The sequence below is a fragment of the Collinsella sp. AM43-1 genome (assembly GCF_003467925.1).
Classification (GTDB): Bacteria; Actinomycetota; Coriobacteriia; order Coriobacteriales; family Coriobacteriaceae; genus Collinsella.
In genome coordinates this window covers 89,311-110,186 of sequence record NZ_QSFR01000006.1, presented here as the reverse complement: position 1 = coordinate 110,186, position 20,876 = coordinate 89,311, and the positions used below count along the sequence as shown (strand labels likewise).

The following is a 20,876-nucleotide window of genomic DNA, read 5'->3' as shown; positions in this document are numbered from 1 at the left end:
ATGATGAGCTAGTAGTTTTCCAGCAATCATCCAACACATCAGGAGTTGCGTTGTTTTCTTTGATGGATATGTTCTTCGGTAGCTATGCGGGCGATCTTGCCATCGACCTCGGCACCGCCAATACGCTTGTCTCCGTGCGCGGCAAGGGCATCGTCATTCGCGAGCCCTCCGTTGTCGCCATCGACAAGAACGACGAGCGCATCCTGGCGGTCGGTATCGAGGCAAAGCGCATGCTCGGCCGTACGCCCGGCAACATCGTGGCCGTTCGTCCCCTGAAGGACGGCGTCATCGCCGACTTCGATGTTACCGAGGCCATGCTTCGCTACTTTATCGATAAGGCGTCCGAGAAGCGCTATCCGTGGACTCCGCGTCCGCGTGTTGTCGTCTGCGTTCCCTCCGGTGTCACGTCGGTCGAGAAGCGCGCTGTCTTTGAGGCCACGATCCAGGCCGGTGCCCGCCAGGCCTATCTGATCGAAGAGCCTATGGCAGCCGCTATCGGCGCCGACCTTCCCGTTGAGGAGCCCACCGGCTCCATGGTCATCGACATCGGTGGCGGTACCACCGAGGTTGCCGTTATCGCTATGGGCGGCATCGTCGTTTCGCAGTCCATTCGTATTGCCGGTGACGAGTTCGATCAGGCCATCCTCACGCACGTTCGCGATGCCTACAACCTGGCCATCGGCGAGCGTACGGCAGAGGACATCAAGATCAAGGTCGGTTCCGCCGTGCCGCTCAAGGACGAGCTCGACGTCGAGGTCAACGGCCGCGACGTGATCACCGGTCTGCCCAAGACCGTGCGCATCGAGAGCGAGGAGATTCGTCGCGCGCTCAACAAGCCGCTCGACGAGATGGCCAAGGCCGTCAAGGACGCACTCGACGCTACGCCTCCCGATCTTGCCTCGGACCTTATGTACTACGGCATTTTGCTGACCGGTGGCGGCGCGCTGCTGCGCGGTCTCGACGTGCGCCTGCGCGATGAGACCGGTGTTTCGGTCAACGTCAGCCCCACGGCGCTCGATAACGTCGTTAACGGCTGTGCCCGCGTGCTCGAGGCCAATGCGTTTGATGGCGGCTTCGTCCAGACCAATGCTTAATTTCCAAAAGGTGGATTCCATTTGGCACGATCTTCGGGTTTCTCCACAAATCTGAATACCAAGCGACAATCAACGGGTATGCGCCCGTTGATTGTTTTCAGCCTGATTTCGGTGTTGCTGCTCACGTTTTACATCCGCGAGGGCGAGGCAGGACCGATTCATGCCGTGCGCTCGGGCGTGACGACGATTACCTCGCCGGTGCGCTTTGTGGGCTCGGCTGTGGCGGCTCCCTTCAATGCGATCGGTAACGTGTTCTCTAACCTTACGGCGTCGCAGGACACGCTTGACGAGCTTAAGAAGCAAAACGAGGAACTGACCTCTAAGGTTGCCGAGCTCTCCGAGGCTCAAAAGACCGCCGAGCGACTGGAGGGGCTGGTCGGCCTGCAGTCGACCTACAACCTCAAATCAACCGCAGCTCGTATCGTCGGCGCTTCGGGCGATGCCTGGACCTCGACCGTCACCATCGATAAGGGTTCTGCCGACGGTCTTACCATCAACATGCCTGTGACGAGTTCTGCCGGTGTCATAGGCCAGATTATCGAGGTCTCGGCCAAGACGTCCACCGTGCGCCTGATTGGCGATGAGAACTCGGGCGTGTCCGCTATGCTGCAGGACACGCGCGCCCAGGGCATGCTGCAGGGTCAGGCTGACGGCACGCTGCGTCTTGAGTACGTGAGCGTCGACTCCGACGTTAAGGTTGGCGACATCATCGTGACCTCGGGCATTGGCGGTGTGTTCCCCAAGGGTCTACCGCTCGGCACCGTCTCGTCGGTTGAGAAATCGGCAAACGACGTGTACTACACCATTGTGGTGCGCGCCCAGACGACGGCCGAGAACAACGAGGAAGTGCTGGTCATCACCTCGCTGACCGACGAACAGTCGGCCTCGGATGAGGACGTGAGCACCGCTAATAGCACGCCGCAGGGAATGTCGCGCGATGCTGCGACCAAGACGAAGGACGAGAGTTCGGATGACAGTTCCGACACGTCCGAGACGACCGATTCCGGCTCGAGCGAATAGGGGGGCATGTCCATGGATCTACACGAGCAGGGGATGAGCTCCCGCACGTTTGTAATCGCCGCCATCATGTGCGTGCTGCTGCAGGCAGGCCTGGCACCGCAGATCTCCATTGCGGGCGGTCGCGTCAACTTCATGATTATCCTGGTGTGCCTAAGCGTGTTCTCGGGCGACCCGACCCGTGCCGTCGCGTGCGGTTTTTGCAGTGGCTTGTTCTATGACCTTTCCGCTGCCGTGCCGGTGGGCGTTATGTCGCTCCTACTGACCGTGGGTTCTTTTGCCCTGGTGCATAGCGCCGCCGGTCAGACGGGCGGTACCCCGAGTGCGCGCGGCATCACTGTGGGCGCCTTCGCGCTCGTCATTAATGTGATCTACAGCATCATCTTGCTGTTTATGGGTTTGGAGACGAGCTTTGTCGTGGCGATCTTCGGTCATGCGCTGCCGTCTTCGATCCTGACGGGTCTGGTTGCCATTCCGTTTTTGATGTCCGGCGTCGTGCCGCAGTCCGGTTATGGATTCTCCGCACGTGGCGGACGCCAGACGGGCATGCGCTTTAAGCCCAAGACCCGCAAGCTCAAATAGGGGAGGCCTGTAGATGTCTTCCCAGATGACGGTTATTATCGCCGGTATCGTGCTGGTTGTGGCCATCGTGGTCGCGCTGGTCATCATGCGTCGCGGCGATTCCCGTTTTACCTACGATACGCAGCATGGAACGGCCCCGCGCGCCACCGAGGGCGAGGGCAATACCGCGGCGACCGCCTTTAAGGGCCGCTTCTCCATCCTCACCACGGGTGTGGGCGCGATGTTCGCGGCGCTTGCCGTCAAGCTGTGGGGCATGCAGATGGTCTCGTCGGACTATTACGAAAAGCAGGCTAATAGCAATCAGACGCGCACCGTTACCACACCCGCTGTGCGTGGCCGCATCCTCGACCGCAATGGCGTGGCACTTGTCCAGAACCGTCCCTCACTTGCTGTCGTGGCCTACCGCGACCTTGCCGAGGATGAGGTTCTGGTTCGCCATCTTGCCAACGTGCTCGGTATGCCCTACGTCGCGGTGCTGCGCAATATCCAGGACAATTCCGAGGGCGCCCAGAGCCTGCATACCATCGCGACGGACGTGCGCCGCTCCACGGTTGCCTATATTCAGGAGCACGCCGGCGAGTTCCCTGGCGTGAAGATTGCCGAGCGCACCGAGCGCCAGTATCCATATGGCGAGACGGCATGCCATATCTTGGGCTATACCGGCACCATTACCTCCGAGCAGCTTGAGGCCCAGAATAAGAAAACCTCTGGCGACGATGATGCTTCTGCTGGCCGGATTACGTACCAGTCGGGCGATATCGTGGGCCAGGCGGGTGTTGAGAGCTACTACGAAAACCTGCTGCAGGGTATTCGTGGCGAGCAGACCGTCAAGGTCGATGCCTCGGGCAATGTGACCGGTCAGGCCGGCGCCGTGCCCGCCAAGGCCGGCTCCGACATTAAGCTCACGCTCGACCTCAAGATCCAACAGGCCTGTGAGACGGCGCTGGCGAGCGCCATCGAGCTTGCCAAGACCACTGGCTACAGCAATGCCGGCAACGGCGCTGTGGTGTGTCTCGATCCCAACAACGGCGAGATCCTGGGCATGGCGAGCGAGCCCAAGTTCGATCCGTCCGTCTTTATCGGCGGCGTCTCAAATGACGTGTGGACCGAGCTCAATGATGACAAGGGTTCGCACCCGCTGCTCAACCGCGCCATTAGCGGACAGTACATGTCGGCCTCGACCATCAAGCCGCTCTCGGCACTGGCCGGTCTTGAGTTTGGAACCTACACTTCAACGCAGACAACCAACTGCACGGGCTATTGGACGGGCTTGGGCAAGGCTTGGGGCAAGCGCTGCTGGCTGACGTCTGGACACGGCACCATGACGCTGCAGTCGGGTATTGCCAACTCGTGCGACCCCGTCTTCTACGATATGGGCAAGGCGTTCTTTTATGACGAGCAACATTCCGAGGGCCTGCAGGAGGTCTTTCGTCGCTGGGGCCTAGGCAAGACCTGCGGTATCGATTTGCCGAGTGAGGGCGCGGGCCGTATTCCCGATGCCGAGTGGAAAGAGTCGTACTTTACCGACGCCTCTGCCGAGGACCGCAAGTGGAATGCCGGCGATATGACCAACATTGCCATCGGCCAGGGCGACATTTTGGTGACGCCCCTGCAGATGGCGTGCGCCTATATGGGTCTTGCCAACGGCGGCAAACAGTACGTGCCTCACGTGTTTTTGTCTGCCGTGTCGCGCGATGGCGACGGCGATGCCTATAAGTACAACGGCAAGGGCAAGAAGAAGCGCCTGGAGGCCAAGATCAACAGCGATTCGGATTTGACTCTTGTTCGCAACGGCATGCACGACGTGATTTACACGGCATCGACGTCCCTGGCGGCTCACTTTGGCACCCTGACGCCGCAGGTGTACGGCAAGTCGGGCACGGGCGAGAAAAGCGGCGAGGACGAATACGCGTGGTTCTGCGCCTATGCACCGGCCGATGATCCCAAGTATGTCATCGCTACTGTCCTGGAGCAGGGCGGCGGTGGTTCGGATACCGCGATGCATGTCGTGCGCGACGTGCTCGGCGTGATTTATGACGAGCCCGATACCTCTTCGGCCTCGGGCGATTCTTCGGTTCGATAGGAGGTTGCGATGGATTTTTCTCCGGCGGATCTGTTCCGTTCAACCAAGACCGGCTCTCGCAGCAGCCTGGACCGCGTCAACAAGCAACTTTCGGCCTCGCGCGGCACGTTTCGCCAAAAGGTGCATATCGGTGTGCTCGTGGCTACTGTGGCGCTCGTTGCCTACGGTGCCATCATCATCTGGTCGGCTTCGCAGTTTAAGGCCGATGCCTCGTTCTCTCGCCATCTGCTGGGAATTGGCATCGGAGCGGTGCTGGCGGTGCTGGTCTGGCGTACCGATCTGCGCGGTATTTCCAATTTCTCGACGGCGTTGCTCGTCATCGACCTGATCGTGATCCTCTCGCCCAAGATTCCGGGTCTGTCCTATACGGGCGGTCTGGGCATGACGGGCTGGATTAAGATTCCCGGTATTGGCTTGACATTCCAGCCGGTTGAGCTTGCCAAGCTCATCACCATCTTCTTTATTGCTACGCTTGGCTCGCAGTATAACGGTCGCATCGATACCGTTCGCGACTACGTCAAGCTCTGCGGCATGCTTTCCATTCCGTTTTTGGCCGTCGTTGCCATGGGCGACCTGGGATCGGGCCTGGTCGTGCTGGTTTCTGGCGCTATCGTCATCTGTATGAGCGGTGCACGCCGCGAATGGGTGCTGTCGACCCTGGCCCTTCTCGTGGGCTTGGTGGCCCTCGTTCTGGCGCTCGATTCGGTCTTTGATTCGTTGCTCGGCCACGATGTGCTCATCAAGCAGTATCAGATGAACCGTCTGACGGTCTTTATCGACCCCGATAATGCCGATTCGGACGATGCGTACAATCTGCAGCAGTCGTTGATCGCGGTCGGCTCGGGCGGTTTCTTTGGTAAGGGCCTGGGGCATGCGACGCAGTCGGCCGGCGGCTTTCTGCCTGAGTTCCACACCGACTTCGTCTTCGCCTTTTTGTCCGAGACCTTTGGCTTCTGCGGCTCCTTTTTGCTGTTGTGCTTGTACGTGCTGCTCATCTTCTCGACGATCCGCGTTGCCTTTAAGTGCGAGTCTCTGTTCCTACGCTTATCATGCGTAGGTATCGTCGGCATGTGGGCGTTCCAGACCTTCGAAAACATCGGCATGTGCATCGGCATGATGCCGATTACCGGTATTCCGCTACCGTTTATTAGCTTTGGTTCGTCTTCGATGATGATTCAGCTGCTGACGGTGGGTATCGTACAATCCATATGGCGGCATCGTTCGGGCGCCGCGTAACCGCTGGAGGGGTTTGCTATGAAAATTCCCGTAGATAAGCTGACCCGCGCTTTTAAGATGGGCGCGTCCGTTAAGAAGGATTCCGATACGCCGGTGCGCGTCTCGGTCTATCTGGATTCGTCCGCCTCGCGCTTTCTGGCCGAGACGGTGCGTGACGCCTTTGTGCCGCAGACGACCTCGGGCATTGTGCGCGTCGAGCGTCTGGGGGAGGAGCGAATTGCTCCAAAGACCGATACCGACGTGGTGCTGGTGCTCTCGTGTGGTTCCGACCGCTTGGAGAGTGCCGTGCAGGAGCTCGTGATCGCTGGCGCGCCCGTGTGTGTGCTTGCCGAGTCTGCTGTGGAGGCGCCGTTTATCGAGGAGTCCACGCCCATGCTCGGCGTGGTAGCGGCAACCGATAAGACGTATCTGCTCGAGACGCTTGCCCGCTGGATTCTCGATCGCACCGACAAGGAAACGGCTTTTGCGGCGAACTTTGCCTTCATGCGCATCGCGGCGGCCAATCGTATCATCACCTCGTGCGCGCTCACCAATATGGCGACCGGTGCGCTGGTGTTTTTGCCGGGCGCCGATTATCCCGTTATGGCGCTGGCGCAGGTGGGCATGCTCTTTGAGCTCGCTGCCGTCTTTGGACGCGGCATTAAGCCTGAGCGCGGCTACGAGGTCGCTGGCGTGCTTGCCGGAGGTCTTGTGATCCGCGCGGTCACCCGCGCGCTCGTCAAGCAGACGCCGCATATTGGGTTTGCCGTCAAGGCGCTCACTGCTGCCGCGGGCACCTATGGCATGGGCCGTGCGCTCGTTTCGCTCTACGAGCGCGATGTCGACTACAGCCGTGCCAACGAGGTGGTCACTGCCACGTTCTCCCGTGTTCGCGATCTGGTGACCACCGTCGCGGGCGCTACCCGTCCTATGGCGTCCTACCAGGACGCATCCGATCTCGCAGCTTAGGGGTTTTCCGTTGCGCGTTGCATACCAAGACTGTTTTCATTTAATTGAGCCGCTGCTCGCCAAGGTCGAGAAACCGAGCCGCTATATCGATCACGAGTGGGGCACGCTTTCCAAGGCCGATGCCGACTACCGTTGCTGCCTGATCTACCCGGATGTGTACGAGGTCGGTCTGCCTAACCAGGGCATCGCCATCCTCTACAACATCCTTAACCAGGCCGAGGGCATCTCCTGCGAGCGCGGCTATGTGCCGTGGCCCGATATGGGTGACGCCATGCGCGAGGCGGGCATTCCGCTGCTGTCGCTCGAGGGCGCAGCGCCGGTCGCTTCGTTTGATATCGTCGGCCTGCATGTGCCGCACGAGATGGCGGTGACGAACTTCCTCGAGGCTCTCGACCTCGCTGGCATTCCGCTGTTGGCGGCCGACCGCACCGAGGACGACCCCATTATCATCGCCGGTGGTCCTTCGGTGTACAACCCCGAGCCGTACGCGGCCTTCTTCGATGCCATCCTCATCGGTGAGGGCGAGGAATCGCTGCTCGAGACCTGCCAGCTGCATCGCCGCCTGCGTGACGAAGGGGTCCCGCGCGCGCAGATTATCGAGCAGCTTGCATCCATTGCCGGCAACTACGTGCCGTCGCTCTATGAGGTTCGTCATGACGAGCCCTGCTCGCCGCATGGCTACACCGTGCTGCGTGAAGGCAAGGATGCGCCGACCGTGGTCTACAAGCGCGTCGTCGAGGATTTCGGCGCCACGAATCCGCTGTCGCAGTCGTGCGTACCCTATGCGCAGCTGGTTCACGACCGCCTGTCTATCGAGATTCTGCGCGGCTGCGCCCGCGGGTGTCGTTTTTGCCAGGCCGGCATGACGTATCGCCCGGTGCGCGAGCGCTCGGCCGACCAGATCGTCTCGTCGGTGATTCAGGGTCTGGAAAAGACCGGCTATGACGAGGTGTCGCTGACCTCGCTCTCCACGACCGACCACTCCTGCATTCGCGACGTGCTCGGCAGGCTCAACCGTCGCCTGGAGGATACGGGTATTCGCGTGTCTATTCCGTCGCAGCGCCTGGATTCGTTTGGCGTGGATATGGCCGAGTCGGTCGCCGGCGAAAAGAAGGGCGGCCTGACGTTCGCGCCCGAGGCCGGCAGCCAGCGCATGCGCGACATCATTAACAAGAACGTGACCGAGGAGGACCTGGACCGTGCGGCCAAGGCGGCCTTCGAGGCCGGCTGGAACCGCATGAAGCTCTACTTTATGATGGGCCTTCCCGGCGAGCGCGACGAGGACATCGTGGCCATCGCCAATCTGGCTGATCACGTACTGGAGCTCGGTCGTTCCGTGGTGCCCAAGGCTCGTCGCGGCTCGATCTCGGTGTCCATCTCGGTTTCGGTCTTTATCCCCAAGGCTGCCACGCCGTTCCAGTGGTGCCCGCAGCTCGACTACGACGACGTCAAGCGTCGCCAGAAGCTGCTTGTCACGAGCGTTCGCAACCGTGCCGTCCGCGTGCATTACCACGATGCTGAGACCTCGCTCATCGAGGCCGCGCTGTCCCGCGCCGGTCGTGACATGACGCCCGTCATCATCGATGCTTGGCGCGCGGGCTCTCGCTTTGACGCCTGGGTAGAGCATTTCTCGCTCGATAACTGGAAGGAGGCTGCTGCCAAAAACGGCATCGACCTCAATGAGCTTGTGCACCTGCCCTACGAGTTGGACTGGCGCCTGCCGTGGGAGCATGTGAGTCCCGGCTGCACGCGCGGCTTCCTCGAGCGCGAGTACCGTCGCTCGCTCGAGGGTGTCACGACTCCCGACTGCACCCGCACGTCGTGCACCGGCTGCGGGATCTGCCCCACGCTCCACGCCAAGAATGCATTGATGGGTGATCGCGCATGAGTGAGCGCCTGACCGACAACCCCTCGCTCTTTAGGCTTCGTGTTCGCTATGGCAAGCGCGACCGCCTTAAGTACCTGGGCCATCTCGAAGTAATCCATACCATTGAGCGCATCGTGCGCCGTGCAGGACTTCCCTATGCCGTCACGCAGGGCTTCTCTCCGCACATGCGCGTGGGCTTCTCTTCGGCGCTACCGGTTGGTACGTCGTCGACCTGCGAGTGGTATGACCTGTTTATGACCGAGTTCGTGGCGCTCGACGAGGCGTTTGAGCGCCTGTCTGCGGCGTCTCCGGCCGATCTGGCCCCCATCGAGGCGGCGTACATCGACGTGCGCACGCCGGCGTTGACGGCGCAGCTCACGCGCCTGTCGTATCGCATCGACCTGCACTTGGATCCCGAGACGCCCGTAAGCGCCGATGAGGTGCGTCGTGCGATCGACACGCTGCGCGCGGACCATGGCATCGACTACGTGCGCGGCAAAAAGAGCAAGCGCTTGGACTTGGATCACACGCTCGTGGGCTTTGAGCTCACGGCGGGGGAGCGCCCGGACCATTTGGTGCTCATGCTCGACACCCATGCCGACAACGAGGGCTCCATGCGTCCGGAAATTTTGCTTTCCGCTGCTGATGTTTTGTTGCAGGGCTTGACCCCGGGCGTGGATGCACCTATTGTTTCCACCGGTATGCAAGACCTCGTGACCATCTGCTCCTACGATGTCGAGCGTCAGAATCAAGCATGCGAGGACGACGAGGGCCGACTCGTCAGCCCCATACCTGTGCGAACTTGTGGATTTGCTCCACATACTCGTTGACGGGGGTATTTTCGCCTGCTACTATATTCGGCTGTTGCACTAACTGATGCATGAAGGGCAAGTAAACATGTACGCAATCGTTAACACGGGCGGCAAGCAGTACAAGGTCGCCACCGACGATGTCATCACCGTCGAGAAGATCGAGGGCAATGAGGGCGACAAGGTCACCCTGCCGGTTATCTTCCTCAACGATGGTAAGAAGATCGTCACCGATCCCGACAAGCTGGCCAAGGCCAAGGTTACCGCTCAGATCGTTGAGCAGTTCAAGGGCGAGAAGCAGCTGGTCTTCAAGTTCCACAAGCGTAAGCGCTATCGTCGTCTGAAGGGTCACCGTCAGCAGCTCACCAAGCTGAAGATCGTGAAGGTCCAGGCTACGTCCCGCGCCAAGAAGGCTGTCAAGGCAGAGGCCGAGGCTGTTGCCGAGGCTCCCGTCGCCGAGTAGATTACACTCGTAACGAAAGAGTAGGTATACACAATGGCACACAAAAAAGGACTCGGTTCCTCCCGTAATGGCCGTGACTCCCGCGGTCAGCGCCTTGGCACGAAGCGCTATGCCGGCCAGACGGTAACCACGGGCACGATTCTCGTCCGTCAGCACGGCACTCACATCCACCCGGGTGAGAACGTTGGCCGTGGCAAGGACGACACGCTGTTCGCGCTGGTCGACGGTACCGTTGAGTTCCACAAGGGTATCAAGCACAGGGTCAGCGTACGCCCGCTCGCGAACGCGTAATTCACCCTTCATAGAGCACATATGTGGGAGGCACTTGAGTTTTAGGATTCAAGGGTCTCCCTCTTTTTTGTAGGAGGCGATTCTGTTGTCACAGTTCACCGATATCAGCCGCATCAACGTGTGCGGCGGCGACGGCGGAGCCGGATGCATGTCGTTTAGGCGCGAGGCATTTGTCCCCAAGGGCGGCCCCGATGGCGGCGACGGCGGTCGTGGCGGCAATGTCGTCATCCAGGCCGATGCTCAGCTGTCTTCGCTGATCGATTACCGCTTTAAGCATCACTTCCGCGCTGAGCGCGGCACGCACGGGCAGGGTGCCCGTCGTAACGGTAAGAGCGGCGAGGACCTTATCTTGAAGGTTCCCATGGGTACCGTGGTGCGCGAGCTCGACCCCGAGACGCAGACCCCGATGTTCGAGATTGCCGACTTGGTGCATGATGGCGAGCGCGTCGTCGTGGCGCCCGGCGGTGCCGGCGGTCTGGGCAATACGCACTTTGTGACGTCCGTGCGCCGCGCGCCCGCATTCGCCCAGTTGGGCGAGCCGGCCGAGGAGCACTGGATTGAGCTCGAGATGAAGCTCATGGCCGATGCCGCGCTCGTGGGCTTTCCCTCGGTCGGCAAGTCCTCGCTCATTGCGCGCATGAGTGCCGCCCGACCCAAGATCGCCGACTATCCGTTTACCACGCTCGTGCCGAACCTCGGCATGGTGCGTGCCGGTGAGTATTCTTACGTCGTTGCCGACGTTCCTGGTTTGATCGAGGGCGCGAGCGAGGGCCGTGGCCTGGGCCACCAGTTCCTGCGCCACATTGAGCGTACGGCCCTGATCATGCATGTCGTCGACATGACGGGCGGTTTTGAGGATCGCGACCCGGTTGAGGATTACCGCATCATCAACCGTGAGCTCGAGCAGTATGGCGCCGAGCTTTCGGAGCGCCCGCAAATCGTTGTCGCCAACAAGTGCGATGCGCCGGGCACGGCCGACAAGATTGCCGACCTCAAGCGCGCCGCGCTCGACGATGGACATATGTTCTTTGCCGTGTCCGCCGTGACGGGCGCCGGGCTCAATACGCTGATGCTTGCCGTGGGCGAGCAGGTGGCTAAGCTTCGCGCCGAGCTGGCGGTTTCCGATGAGCCGGTCGATCTTCGCGACGAGGAGTGGGAGCGCCGCCGTCTGCAGCGCGAGAAGCGGTTCCGCATTGTCCAGGAGGAGCCCAGTGCCTTCCGTGTGGTTGGTCGTGCCATCGAGCGCATGGTCATCCAGACCGACTGGGAAAACGAGGAAGCCGTCATTTACCTGCAGCATAAGTTTGCACGTATGGGTGTTGACGACGCGCTCGAGAAGGCCGGTTGCCGTGCGGGCGACGAGGTCCGCATTTGCCAGCGTGCCTTTGACTTTGAGGGCGCTGAGGACTTCTCGGAGTACGAGGAGCTCGAGGACGCTGGAGAGGACGTTGCCGTTGAGGCCATTGACGTGGCCGATGCTGCGGATGAGGGCGTCGAGGTTGTCGATGCGGCGGATGCCGCGGACGATGCCGAGACCTCGGAGGGCGAGTAAGCCATGTCGCTGCGCGGTGGAATCGGTTTGCCCGAGCTGCCCATAAAAGAGGGCAAGGAGTTTCGGCTTGGCATTATGGGCGGCACATTCGACCCGATTCATTACGGGCACCTGGTGACTGCCGAGCAGGCGCGCGAGTCGCTCGACTTGGACGCTGTGCTCTTTATGCCGGCGGGCTCTCCCGCCTTTAAGCTTGACAAGCCGGTTACGCCTGCCGAGGACCGTTATGCCATGACGGTCCTCGCCACCGCCGCGAACCCGGCCTTTTTGGCGAGCCGGTTCGAGATTGACCGTCCGGGTGTAACCTATACGGCCGATACGCTTCATGCCCTTCGCGATTTTTACCCGCCGCAGGTAAAGCTCTACTTTATTACGGGCGCCGATGCGATTATCGATATTGTGACCTGGCATGATGCCGAACGAATCGCTGAGCTTGCTACCTTTATTGCGGCGACGCGACCGGGCTTTGATATCGATACGGCGCGTGCCCGAATCAAAGAGTCGGGGCTGCCGTTCGACGTGCGCTATATTCAGATTCCGGCGCTGGCGATCAGCTCGACGAACATTCGTAAGCGAGTTGCCCGCGGCATGAGCGTGCGCTATCTTACGAGCGAGTCCGTGCTCGGCTACATTCGCAAGCGCAGGCTATATGCCGATTTGGGCCAAGAAGATTTTGAGTGATGGGGGCTACGTTGTCGGTAGAGGATCAGTTTGAGGGCGATGAGCGCGCGCTGCTCAAGCGCATTCAAGAGCTGCTCGATGTTCGCATGAAAGATAAGCGCAAGCGCTATGTGCATTCGCTGGGTGTTGCCGAGACCGCACTTCATCTGGCCGAGGTCTACGGCGTTGACCGCTTTGATGCGGCTGCCGCCGGCTTAATTCACGACTGGGACAAGGTTCTTTCCGATGACGAGCTCGTGGCCCGCGCGCTTCACTATGGCATCAAGGTTGCCGGCTCTCCTTCCGCCGCGACGCCGCTTTTGCATGGCCCTGTTGCCGCCTATGAGCTTCCGCAGCTTTTTCCCGAGCTGTCACCGGCCGTTTTCCAGGCTGTCGACCGTCACACCGTGGGTGCCTGCGACATGACGCCGCTCGATATGGTGGTCTTTGTGGCAGATGCCATCGAGCCCAACCGTCACGGCGACTATGCCCATGCGCTGCGCAAGATGGTGGGGAAGTCCTCGCTCGATGAGTTGTTCTTCTCCTGTTTTGCGCAGGGTCTGGTCTTTGTGATCCAGTCCGGGCGCTATCTTTATCCCACGGCTATTACGATTTACAACCATTACGCCCAGCTGCGCTAGCTCGGGTGTGTCTAGAAAGAGGTATTCCATGGCCGACGAGACCATGACTGACGAGCAGATTCTTGAAGGTGTGGAGCACAAGAGTTTCGTTGCCACGTCCGACCGCACCGCCGCCTCGCTGTCCGCGAGCGGTGTCGCCGCCGAGGATGTCGCCCGCGCCGCCGCGCAGGCCGCCTACGACAAGAAGGGCGAGGACGTGCAGGTGCTCGACCTGACCGAGCTTTCCGACGTGTGCGACTACTTTGTGCTTGCCACCGGTACCAACAACCGCCAGGTCGATTCGATTGTCGACGAGATCGAGGAGAAGGTTGCCGAGGCTTGCGGCGAGCATCCGTTCTCCATCGAGGGCCGCGAGCAGAAGACCTGGATGCTCATGGACTACGGCTCGGTTGTCGTCCACGTCTTCACTCCCGAAGCCCGCGACTTCTACCGCCTAGAAAAGCTCTGGGGTGACGCCCCCCAGCTCCCCCTCAATCTCCTCTAGTAGCTCATTTGATACGGGGCTTTTTAGCTGGCTTCGCGCATTTCGCCGGGCAGTTGCGGTTTTCCGCACCTGCCCGGCTTTCTTTTTGCCTAAAGGCGGTTAATCGTTGAAGCGGGATTGGCGGCCGAAAGATAGGGCGGTGTCGCCGAACTTGTCGCGGACGGCGTCAATTGCGACGGAGAGGTCGCGTCGGTCGCTGGATTGGGCCCCGCGGTCATCGACTTCGCAGAACAGGTCAGTCTGGATGCCGCCCTGATGGTCAAAGTCGCTCATGCCGATGCCTGCTAAGCGAACGTGCATTCCTTCCTGCCAGATGTTGTCGAGCAGTTCGAGTGCAACCGCCACGAAGATGTTCTCATCGTCGGTCGGATGAGGCAGCCGGCGCTGTGCCGTACGCCCGCTGCCATACGAATACTTGAGCTTGAGCGTCACCGTGGCGCCCGTTAGTCCCTGACGGCGCAGACGGCGTCCCACTGACTCTCCCAACAGCGCAATCGCCGCTTCGATGTCCCCACGCTCAGTCAAATCTTTCGCAAAGGTGCGCTCATTGCTGACCGACTTGACCTCGCGCCCTTCATCGAGACTCGTGACTTCGGAGATTTCGAGTCCCAGCGCACGCTGGCGCATGCGTTCGCCGTTGACGCCAAAAATAGAGGCCAAGGTGGATTCCGGTGCACGTGATAGCTCGCCGAGCGTGTAGATGCGCATGCGGCGCAGTCGCTCCTCGGCCGAGCGCCCGATGCCGCTCATGGCAGATACCGGCAGCGCGGCCAAAAAGCGCTGCTCGGTTCCGGGGCGCACGATGGTCAGCCCAAACGGCTTATCCCGCTCGCTTGCGATCTTTGCGACCGTCTTGTTGCAGCCTACGCCAATGGAGCACGTCACTCCCAGCGCTGCCACGCGGTCGCTTATACGCCGTGCAACCAGCAGCGGGTCCTCGGGCGCAAAGCGACCCGGTGTGATATCGATAAAGGCTTCGTCGATCGATACGCGCTCAACGCGCGGCGTCTCCTCGGCAAGAATCGCCATGACCTGCGCGCTCACCTCGCGGTAGCGATCAAAGTGCCCGTGCGTCCAAATGGCTTGCGGGCACAAGCGCCGCGCCTCGGCCGAGGCCATGGCAGAGCGCACGCCAAAGCGACGTGCCTCATACGAACACGTGGACACGACGCCACGCGAATCGGCGTCTCCGCCCACGATGAGCGGCTTTCCGCGCCATTCGGGATGATCGAGCATCTCCACGCTCGCAAAAAACGCATCGAGATCCATGAGGCCCACCGCCGGACCCGTCCAGGGAGGCGGCGTGACGCCCATGGCATCCTCATAACCGTATGTATGTTCGCGTCTTTCCATGTCATGAGTATACCGCGCAGCTCATGTGTGGTGCGTGTATGTGCTTGCAAATCCCGAATTCTTGTCTAAGATATGGATTTGCCCTCGACTACACCGAAGAAGTTGGTCTCACGGACTTCACCTGCCCGCGTCGATGGCGTATTATGTTCAACTGTTTGTTTGTAGTTGCAGCCTAAAGCTGCTTGGTTGGAGGAGTTTCCTTTGGCAGTCAAGATTCGCCTTGCTCGTCACGGCGCTAAGAAGCGTCCGTACTACCGTGTCGTCGTCGCCGATTCCCGCGCCCCGCGTGACGGTCGTATCATCGAGGAGGTTGGCCGCTACAACCCGATGACCGCCCCCAAGACCATCAACCTCGACCTCGAGAAGATCGCTGACTGGCAGTCCAAGGGCGCTCAGCTCACCGACGCCGTCGCCGCTCTGGTCAAGGCCGCCAACGAGGGCGAGAAGACCGAGACCGTCGTCAAGAAGTCCAAGAAGCAGCTCGCCAAAGAGGCCGAGGCCGCTAAGGCTGCCGCTGAGGCCGCTGAGGGCGCCGAGGAGTAAATCGTGCCTGAGGTTGACGCTGCACAGCTCGAGGGTGAGGCAATGCTCTCAGATCGCATCGCCGATCTCGTCGAATATCTCGTTGTTCAGATCGTCGACGACCCGGATTCCGTGAGCCTTGAGGTCATCGATGGTGACGACGCCTCTACGATTGAGGTTTCTGTCGCCGAGGATGACGTCGCTAAGGTCATCGGCCGTCGTGGCCGTACCATCAAGGCCATTCGCACGCTCGCCCGTGCACTGGCCGCTCGCCTCGACACTGCTGTCGAGGTAGAGGTTCTGGGCTAGGACCTTGAGGTCCCAGTACAAAAACATCGCCCGTGTGGTCAAGCCGCACGGAAGGAAGGGGGAGGTCCTCGCGCAGCCGCTGCGGGGGCTTCCTTCTGTATTAGAGCCGGGTATGCGCGTCGCCCTGACGCCGCCGGCGCTCAAGCGCGATCGTTTTTGCACGGTCGTGTCCGTCACCGATACGGGCGATGGCGATCTGGTCTCGTTTGAGGGCATTGACGACTTAACGGCCGCCGAGGGCATCACGGGATGCTACGTGCTGGCAAATCGTGACGACTTTGAGCTCGATTCGCTCGACGCTGCCTATACCGACTTGATGGGTCGCGAGGTGGTCGATGAGCGCTTCGGTTCGCTCGGCACGATCGTCGAGATCATGTCGACGCCCGCTAACGATGTTTGGGTTGTCGAGGGTGATCGGTACGGCGAGGTACTGATTCCCGTGATCGAGCAGGTCGTGCTCGATCTTCCCGACACTGGAACAATTTCCGTCCACGTTATGGACGGCCTGATCGATATGGGCAAGTAGGGAGGACAACATGCTGATTGAGACCCTTTCGGTCTTTCCCGAGATGTTTGAGCCCGTCATGTCCACATCGATTTTGGGCCGCGCCCGCAAGGCCGGCCTTTTTGATTTTAAGGCGTATAACCTGCGCGACTGGACGCACGACCGTCATCGTACCGTCGATGACGAGCCGTACGGCGGCGGGCAGGGCATGCTCATGAAGGTCGAGCCTATCGCCGAGGCCATCGAGGCCATTAGCGCGGAGGGCCCCAAGCCGACGGTGGTGTTCTTCACCCCGTGCGGCGAGCCCTTTACGCAGCATGTGGCCGAGCGCCTGCTCAAAAGCGAGCGCCTGCTGTTTGTGTGCAGTCGTTACGAAGGTGTCGACGAGCGTGCCTATGCGTATGCCGACGAGCGCCTGTCGATCGGCGATTACGTGCTTACGGGCGGCGAACTTCCCGCTATGGTCGTTGCCGATGCCGTCGTGCGCCTCATTCCCGGCGCCCTTGGTGACGAGATGAGCAACGTCGACGAGTCGTTCTCGACCGCCGAGGACGGAGGCCTGCTCGAGTATGCGCAGTACACCCGTCCTGCTGAGTTCAATGGCCAGGGTGTGCCTCCGGTGCTCGTGAGCGGCGATCACGCTAAGGTCGATGCCTGGCGCCGCAAGAATGCCATCGAGCGCACTTGTCGTTGGCGTCCCGATCTGATCGAGACGGCGCGGCTTACGCCCCAGGAGCGCGCATACGCGCAGGAGATTCTGGACGCTTCGTATTCGCAGAGCGAGGAGTGAGAATGGTTCCATCGCAGCATTCCGCGTTGAGGGGCGCCTTTGAGTGGATCGCGGTCATCGCAATCGCGCTCGTGGCCACCTTCCTGATCCGCACCTTTGTGGTCGAGCCCTTTGTGGTGCCCACCGGCTCCATGGAGTCCACGATCGAGATTGGCGACCAGATCTTGGCGCAAAAGGTGAGCCTTGAGCTCGGCCAGCCCGTCAAGCAGGGAGATATCGTGGTGTTTCACAACCCCGATGGCACCTCCGAGCACGATGTTCTTGTCAAGCGCGTTATCGCTACGGCCGCCCAGACGGTCGATTTGCAGGACGGTCGCGTGGTCGTTGACGGCCAGGCGCTCGATGAGGACTATACGACCGGCATGAGCTGGCCGCTTTCGGTCCAAGCGCCTGGCGCCCAGGTGAGTTATCCCTACACCGTTCCCGACGGGTGCGTGTGGGTGATGGGCGACAACCGCGAAAACTCTGCCGACTCGCGCTACTTTGGTCCCGTCGATCGCTCTGATTTGATCGCTGTGGCGCTTGTGCGCTACTGGCCGCTCAACCGCATCGGCGCTATCGACTAAAAACCGCTATAGTACAGTACCTAACCGTGTAATCGTTTCGACGAGGGGATATTAGAGGCATGAACGCTTCATCGCTTTCCTTCCAAGACATCATCCTGCGCCTCCAGCAGTACTGGGGCGAGCAGGGCTGCGTCATTATGCAGCCCTATGACTCCGAGGTCGGTGCCGGTACCTTCCATACCGCGACCACGCTGCGCTCGCTCGGTCCCGCCGAATGGCGCACCTGCTATGCGCAGCCCTGCCGCCGTCCCGCCGACGGCCGCTACGGCGAGAACCCTAACCGCATGCAGCACTACTATCAGTTCCAGGTGCTCATTAAGCCCTCTCCGGTTAATGCTCAGGAGCTTTACCTGGGGTCTCTTGCTGCCATTGGCCTGGACCCCAACGACCATGACGTCCGTTTTGTCGAGGACGACTGGGAGAGCCCGACGCTGGGCGCCTGGGGCCTTGGCTGGGAGGTCTGGCTCAACGGCATGGAGGTCACGCAGTTCACGTACTTCCAGCAGGTGGGCGGTATCGAGGTCGACCCCGTGCCCGTCGAGATCACCTATGGCCTGGAGCGTATCGCCATGTACGCTCAGGGCGTCAACTCGGTCTACGATCTGGTGTGGAGCTATCTGCCCGACGGCACGCCCATGACCTACGGCGACGTGTTCCTCGAGAACGAGCGCGAGTTCAGTGCCTATAACTTTGAGGTCGCCAACGTCGAGATGATGCGTCAGAAGTTTGACGACTACGAGGCCGAGTGCCATTCCTGCCTGGAGCGCAAGCTGCCGTTGCCGGCGTACGACTGTGTCATGAAGTGCAGCCACGCCTTCAACCTGCTCGATGCCCGCGGCGCCCTGTCCGCGGTCGAGCGTGCCAACTACATCCTGCGCGTCCGCGCCGTCGCCAAGGCGTGCTGCGAGGCCTACATGGCCGAGGTCGCCGGAGTCAACGAGAATGCCGACCAGGAAGGCGAGGTGGCGTAAGCCATGGCAGACGCTAAGGATTTCCTGTTTGAGATCGGTACGGAGGAAATGCCCTCTGCACCGCTGAATAATGCCGTCAAGCAGCTTGGCACCATGATCGCCAAGGGCCTCGATGAGGCCGGTCTGGCCCATGGCGAGGTCCGCGTGATCTCGAGCCCGCGTCGCCTGGCTGCGCTCGTTGCCGACGTCGCCACCGCGACCGATGAGGTTCACGAGGTCAAGCGTGGCCCTGCGGCCAACATCGCCTTCGACGCTGACGGTAACGCCGCCAAGGCCGCCCAGGGCTTCGCCCGCAAGTGCGGTGTGGCTGCCGAGGATCTGGTCCGTCGCGAGGACACCGACGGCCGTGAGTACGTCTTTGCCGAGAAGAATATCCCTTCCGCACCGGCTACGCCGATTCTGACCGCTCTGTGCGAGAAGACCATCGCCGGCCTGCAGTGGCCCAACTACCGCTCTCAGCGCTGGGGCCACGAGCACGCGACCTTTGTTCGTCCGGTCCGTTGGATCTGCTGCCTTCTGGGCGAGGATGTTGTGCCCGTGTCGTTTGCCGACGTGACGAGTGGCAACACCACGCGTGGCCATCGCGTGCTTGGCCCCGGTGACCATGTGGTCGCCAGCCCCGCTGTTTACGAGCAGGTGCTCGAGGATGCCGGCGTGCTTTCTGCCGAGCGCCGTCGCGAGGCGATTCTCGCCGGTATCGCCGAGGTCGAGGCCGCTCGCCCCGGCTGCCATGTCGATACGCCCAAGAAGGTCTTTGAGGAGGTCATTAACCTCTGCGAGTGGCCGACGGTGCTCGTCGGTACTTTCGACGAGGAGTTCCTCAAGGTCCCGCACGAGATTATCTGCGAGTCCATGCTCACCAACCAGCGCTACTTCCCGATCTATGACGGCGAGGGCAAGCTGACGCGTGAGTTCGTGGTCGTCTCCAACAGCAAGCCCGAGAACGCCGAGCGAGTGATCGACGGTAACGAGCGCGTCGTGCGCGCCCGTCTGGACGACGCTAAGTTCTTCTACGAGGAGGACCTGAAGATCTCCCTCGACGAGTTCCGTGAGCGTCTGTCCAAGGTTGCCTTCCAGGAGAAGCTCGGTAGCGTGCTCGCCAAGTCCGAGCGCATCGAGCAGCTCGCGCTCGCTATCGCCCGCGAGGCTCACCTGGGCGCCCATCTTGCCGCCGACGCTGCTCGCGCCGCGCATCTGTGCAAGGCAGACCTGGTGTCCAACGCCGTCGTCGAGTTCACGAGCCAGCAGGGCGTGATGGGCGGTTATTACGCGACCGCGATGGGGGAGAACGACGAGGTCGCCCATGCTATTCGCGATCACTATCGTCCCCGTTTTGCCGGTGACGAGCTGCCCGAGGGCACCGCTGGCTGCATCGTGGCCTGCGCCGACAAGCTCGATACCATCGCCGGTATCTTTGCCATCGGCGAGCCCCCGACCGGCTCCTCCGACCCCTACGCGCTGCGTCGTGCCGCTATCGGCATTATCAACATCCTGCGCGACCGTCTGCCGATCGACCCCACGTCGCTCATCGACTTTGCCCTCGAACTCTACAGTGAGCAGGGCATTGAGTTCGACGCCGCCGAGGTCGCCCAGCAGGTTCGTGACTTCTTCCATGGCCGCCTGGTGAGCATGGCCCGCGACGAAAAGATTCCGGCCGATACCGTCGCCGCCGTCTCCGCGGTGCACATCATCGCTCCGTCCGTCTTCTTCGCCCGCTGCGCCGCCCTCGACGAGGCCCGCAAGAACGACGCTGAGACGTTCGACAACCTGGCGACCGCCTATGCCCGCGCCGCGCATATCTCCAAGCCCGAGCTGGGTGCGGAGTATGACCGCAGCCTGATGGGCGAGGTCGAGCTTGCGCTCGCCGACGCCTCCGAGGCTGCTCAGACCGCCGTCGATGCCGCCCTTGCTGCCGAGGACTACCCGGCCGCATTTGCCGCCCTCGCCGCCCTGCGCGCGCCCATCGACCGTTTCTTCGATGAGGTTATGGTCATGGACAAGGACGAGCAGCTTCGCGATAATCGCCTTAAGCTGCTCAACCGCTTCGAGGCCGTTTTCTCCGGCATCGCCAACATCGGTGAGCTTGCCCGCAAAAAGTAAGCCAGCCTGCGCATAAGCGCAAAAGGAGCCCCG

The 20,876-nt window shown here is 61.2% G+C and carries 22 protein-coding genes; 21 read left to right on the top strand and 1 reads right to left on the bottom strand.

Going from position 1 to position 20,876, the window contains the following annotated elements; translation table 11 throughout:
* Positions 1-62 precede the first annotated feature (62 nt).
* The 14 genes from DW925_RS04205 (at position 63) to rsfS (ending at position 13,727) form a co-directional block, all read left to right on the top strand.
* A complete protein-coding gene (locus tag DW925_RS04205) occupies positions 63-1,094 on the top strand; it encodes a rod shape-determining protein (RefSeq protein WP_006236061.1) in 1,032 nt (343 codons plus the stop codon).
* A 78-nt stretch (positions 1,095-1,172) separates the two neighbouring features.
* The gene (mreC, locus tag DW925_RS04200; protein ID WP_117790422.1) at positions 1,173-2,114 is read left to right on the top strand and encodes a rod shape-determining protein MreC; all 942 of its coding nucleotides are present in this window, start codon (positions 1,173-1,175) and stop codon (positions 2,112-2,114) included.
* 12 nt (positions 2,115-2,126) lie between these two features.
* Complete coding sequence (locus DW925_RS04195) at positions 2,127-2,693, top strand: hypothetical protein (RefSeq protein ID WP_117790421.1); 567 nt, start codon at positions 2,127-2,129, stop codon at positions 2,691-2,693.
* Positions 2,694-2,706: 13 nt separating this feature from the next.
* Positions 2,707-4,776: a penicillin-binding protein 2 gene (gene mrdA / locus DW925_RS04190; RefSeq protein ID WP_055249986.1), complete on the top strand. Its 2,070-nt coding sequence runs from the start codon at positions 2,707-2,709 to the stop codon at positions 4,774-4,776.
* A gap of 9 nt (positions 4,777-4,785) precedes the next feature.
* The gene (locus tag DW925_RS04185) at positions 4,786-6,012 is read left to right on the top strand and encodes an FtsW/RodA/SpoVE family cell cycle protein (RefSeq protein ID WP_117790420.1); all 1,227 of its coding nucleotides are present in this window, start codon (positions 4,786-4,788) and stop codon (positions 6,010-6,012) included.
* Positions 6,013-6,030: 18 nt separating this feature from the next.
* A complete protein-coding gene (locus DW925_RS04180; protein ID WP_117790419.1) occupies positions 6,031-6,960 on the top strand; it encodes a YcjF family protein in 930 nt (309 codons plus the stop codon).
* A gap of 10 nt (positions 6,961-6,970) precedes the next feature.
* The gene (locus DW925_RS04175) at positions 6,971-8,848 is read left to right on the top strand and encodes a TIGR03960 family B12-binding radical SAM protein (RefSeq protein WP_117790418.1); all 1,878 of its coding nucleotides are present in this window, start codon (positions 6,971-6,973) and stop codon (positions 8,846-8,848) included.
* Positions 8,845-9,657 carry a TIGR03936 family radical SAM-associated protein gene (locus DW925_RS04170; protein ID WP_117790417.1) on the top strand — a complete coding sequence of 271 codons (813 nt, stop codon included), beginning with the start codon at positions 8,845-8,847 and terminating at the stop codon, positions 9,655-9,657. Before DW925_RS04175 ends, DW925_RS04170 begins: the two co-directional genes overlap by 4 nt.
* A gap of 67 nt (positions 9,658-9,724) precedes the next feature.
* A complete protein-coding gene (gene rplU / locus DW925_RS04165) occupies positions 9,725-10,099 on the top strand; it encodes a 50S ribosomal protein L21 (RefSeq protein WP_035138585.1) in 375 nt (124 codons plus the stop codon).
* A gap of 33 nt (positions 10,100-10,132) precedes the next feature.
* Positions 10,133-10,390 carry a 50S ribosomal protein L27 gene (gene rpmA / locus DW925_RS04160; RefSeq protein WP_006236075.1) on the top strand — a complete coding sequence of 86 codons (258 nt, stop codon included), beginning with the start codon at positions 10,133-10,135 and terminating at the stop codon, positions 10,388-10,390.
* Between the two features lie 85 nt (positions 10,391-10,475).
* Positions 10,476-11,942 carry a GTPase ObgE gene (gene obgE / locus DW925_RS04155; RefSeq protein ID WP_199577035.1) on the top strand — a complete coding sequence of 489 codons (1,467 nt, stop codon included), beginning with the start codon at positions 10,476-10,478 and terminating at the stop codon, positions 11,940-11,942.
* A 3-nt stretch (positions 11,943-11,945) separates the two neighbouring features.
* Complete coding sequence (gene nadD / locus DW925_RS04150) at positions 11,946-12,623, top strand: nicotinate-nucleotide adenylyltransferase (protein ID WP_117637231.1); 678 nt, start codon at positions 11,946-11,948, stop codon at positions 12,621-12,623.
* 86 nt (positions 12,624-12,709) lie between these two features.
* Positions 12,710-13,243 (top strand): bis(5'-nucleosyl)-tetraphosphatase (symmetrical) YqeK, encoded by a 534-nt coding sequence (gene yqeK, locus DW925_RS04145; RefSeq protein WP_199410567.1) that lies wholly within the window; start codon positions 12,710-12,712, stop codon positions 13,241-13,243.
* A 28-nt stretch (positions 13,244-13,271) separates the two neighbouring features.
* Positions 13,272-13,727, top strand: a complete 456-nt coding sequence (gene rsfS, locus DW925_RS04140; protein ID WP_035138582.1) for a ribosome silencing factor — start codon at positions 13,272-13,274, stop codon at positions 13,725-13,727.
* A gap of 99 nt (positions 13,728-13,826) precedes the next feature.
* Here rsfS and dinB read toward each other — a convergent pair whose 3' ends face one another.
* Entirely contained in the window at positions 13,827-15,080 is a 1,254-nt protein-coding gene (gene dinB, locus DW925_RS04135) for a DNA polymerase IV (RefSeq protein ID WP_199577034.1), read from the bottom strand.
* Positions 15,081-15,281: 201 nt separating this feature from the next.
* On the opposite strand from dinB, the gene rpsP reads away from it, so the two are divergent.
* Genes rpsP through glyS form a run of 7 tightly spaced genes read left to right on the top strand, consistent with a single transcriptional unit; the run spans position 15,282 to position 20,843 of the window.
* The gene (rpsP, locus tag DW925_RS04130; protein WP_022094749.1) at positions 15,282-15,623 is read left to right on the top strand and encodes a 30S ribosomal protein S16; all 342 of its coding nucleotides are present in this window, start codon (positions 15,282-15,284) and stop codon (positions 15,621-15,623) included.
* A 42-nt stretch (positions 15,624-15,665) separates the two neighbouring features.
* Positions 15,666-15,911: a KH domain-containing protein gene (locus DW925_RS04125; protein ID WP_171021534.1), complete on the top strand. Its 246-nt coding sequence runs from the start codon at positions 15,666-15,668 to the stop codon at positions 15,909-15,911.
* Positions 15,912-15,915: 4 nt separating this feature from the next.
* The gene (gene rimM, locus DW925_RS04120; RefSeq protein WP_117790414.1) at positions 15,916-16,437 is read left to right on the top strand and encodes a ribosome maturation factor RimM; all 522 of its coding nucleotides are present in this window, start codon (positions 15,916-15,918) and stop codon (positions 16,435-16,437) included.
* Between the two features lie 10 nt (positions 16,438-16,447).
* On the top strand, positions 16,448-17,206 hold the full coding sequence (gene trmD / locus DW925_RS04115) for a tRNA (guanosine(37)-N1)-methyltransferase TrmD (RefSeq protein WP_117639941.1): 759 nt from the start codon (positions 16,448-16,450) through the stop codon (positions 17,204-17,206).
* Between the two features lie 2 nt (positions 17,207-17,208).
* Positions 17,209-17,772, top strand: coding sequence for a signal peptidase I (gene lepB, locus DW925_RS04110; protein ID WP_117790413.1), 564 nt, complete (start codon positions 17,209-17,211; stop codon positions 17,770-17,772).
* Between the two features lie 59 nt (positions 17,773-17,831).
* Positions 17,832-18,743: a glycine--tRNA ligase subunit alpha gene (locus tag DW925_RS04105; RefSeq protein WP_006236091.1), complete on the top strand. Its 912-nt coding sequence runs from the start codon at positions 17,832-17,834 to the stop codon at positions 18,741-18,743.
* 3 nt (positions 18,744-18,746) lie between these two features.
* Positions 18,747-20,843 carry a glycine--tRNA ligase subunit beta gene (gene glyS, locus DW925_RS04100; protein WP_117790412.1) on the top strand — a complete coding sequence of 699 codons (2,097 nt, stop codon included), beginning with the start codon at positions 18,747-18,749 and terminating at the stop codon, positions 20,841-20,843.
* The last annotated feature ends 33 nt before the right edge of the window (positions 20,844-20,876 follow it).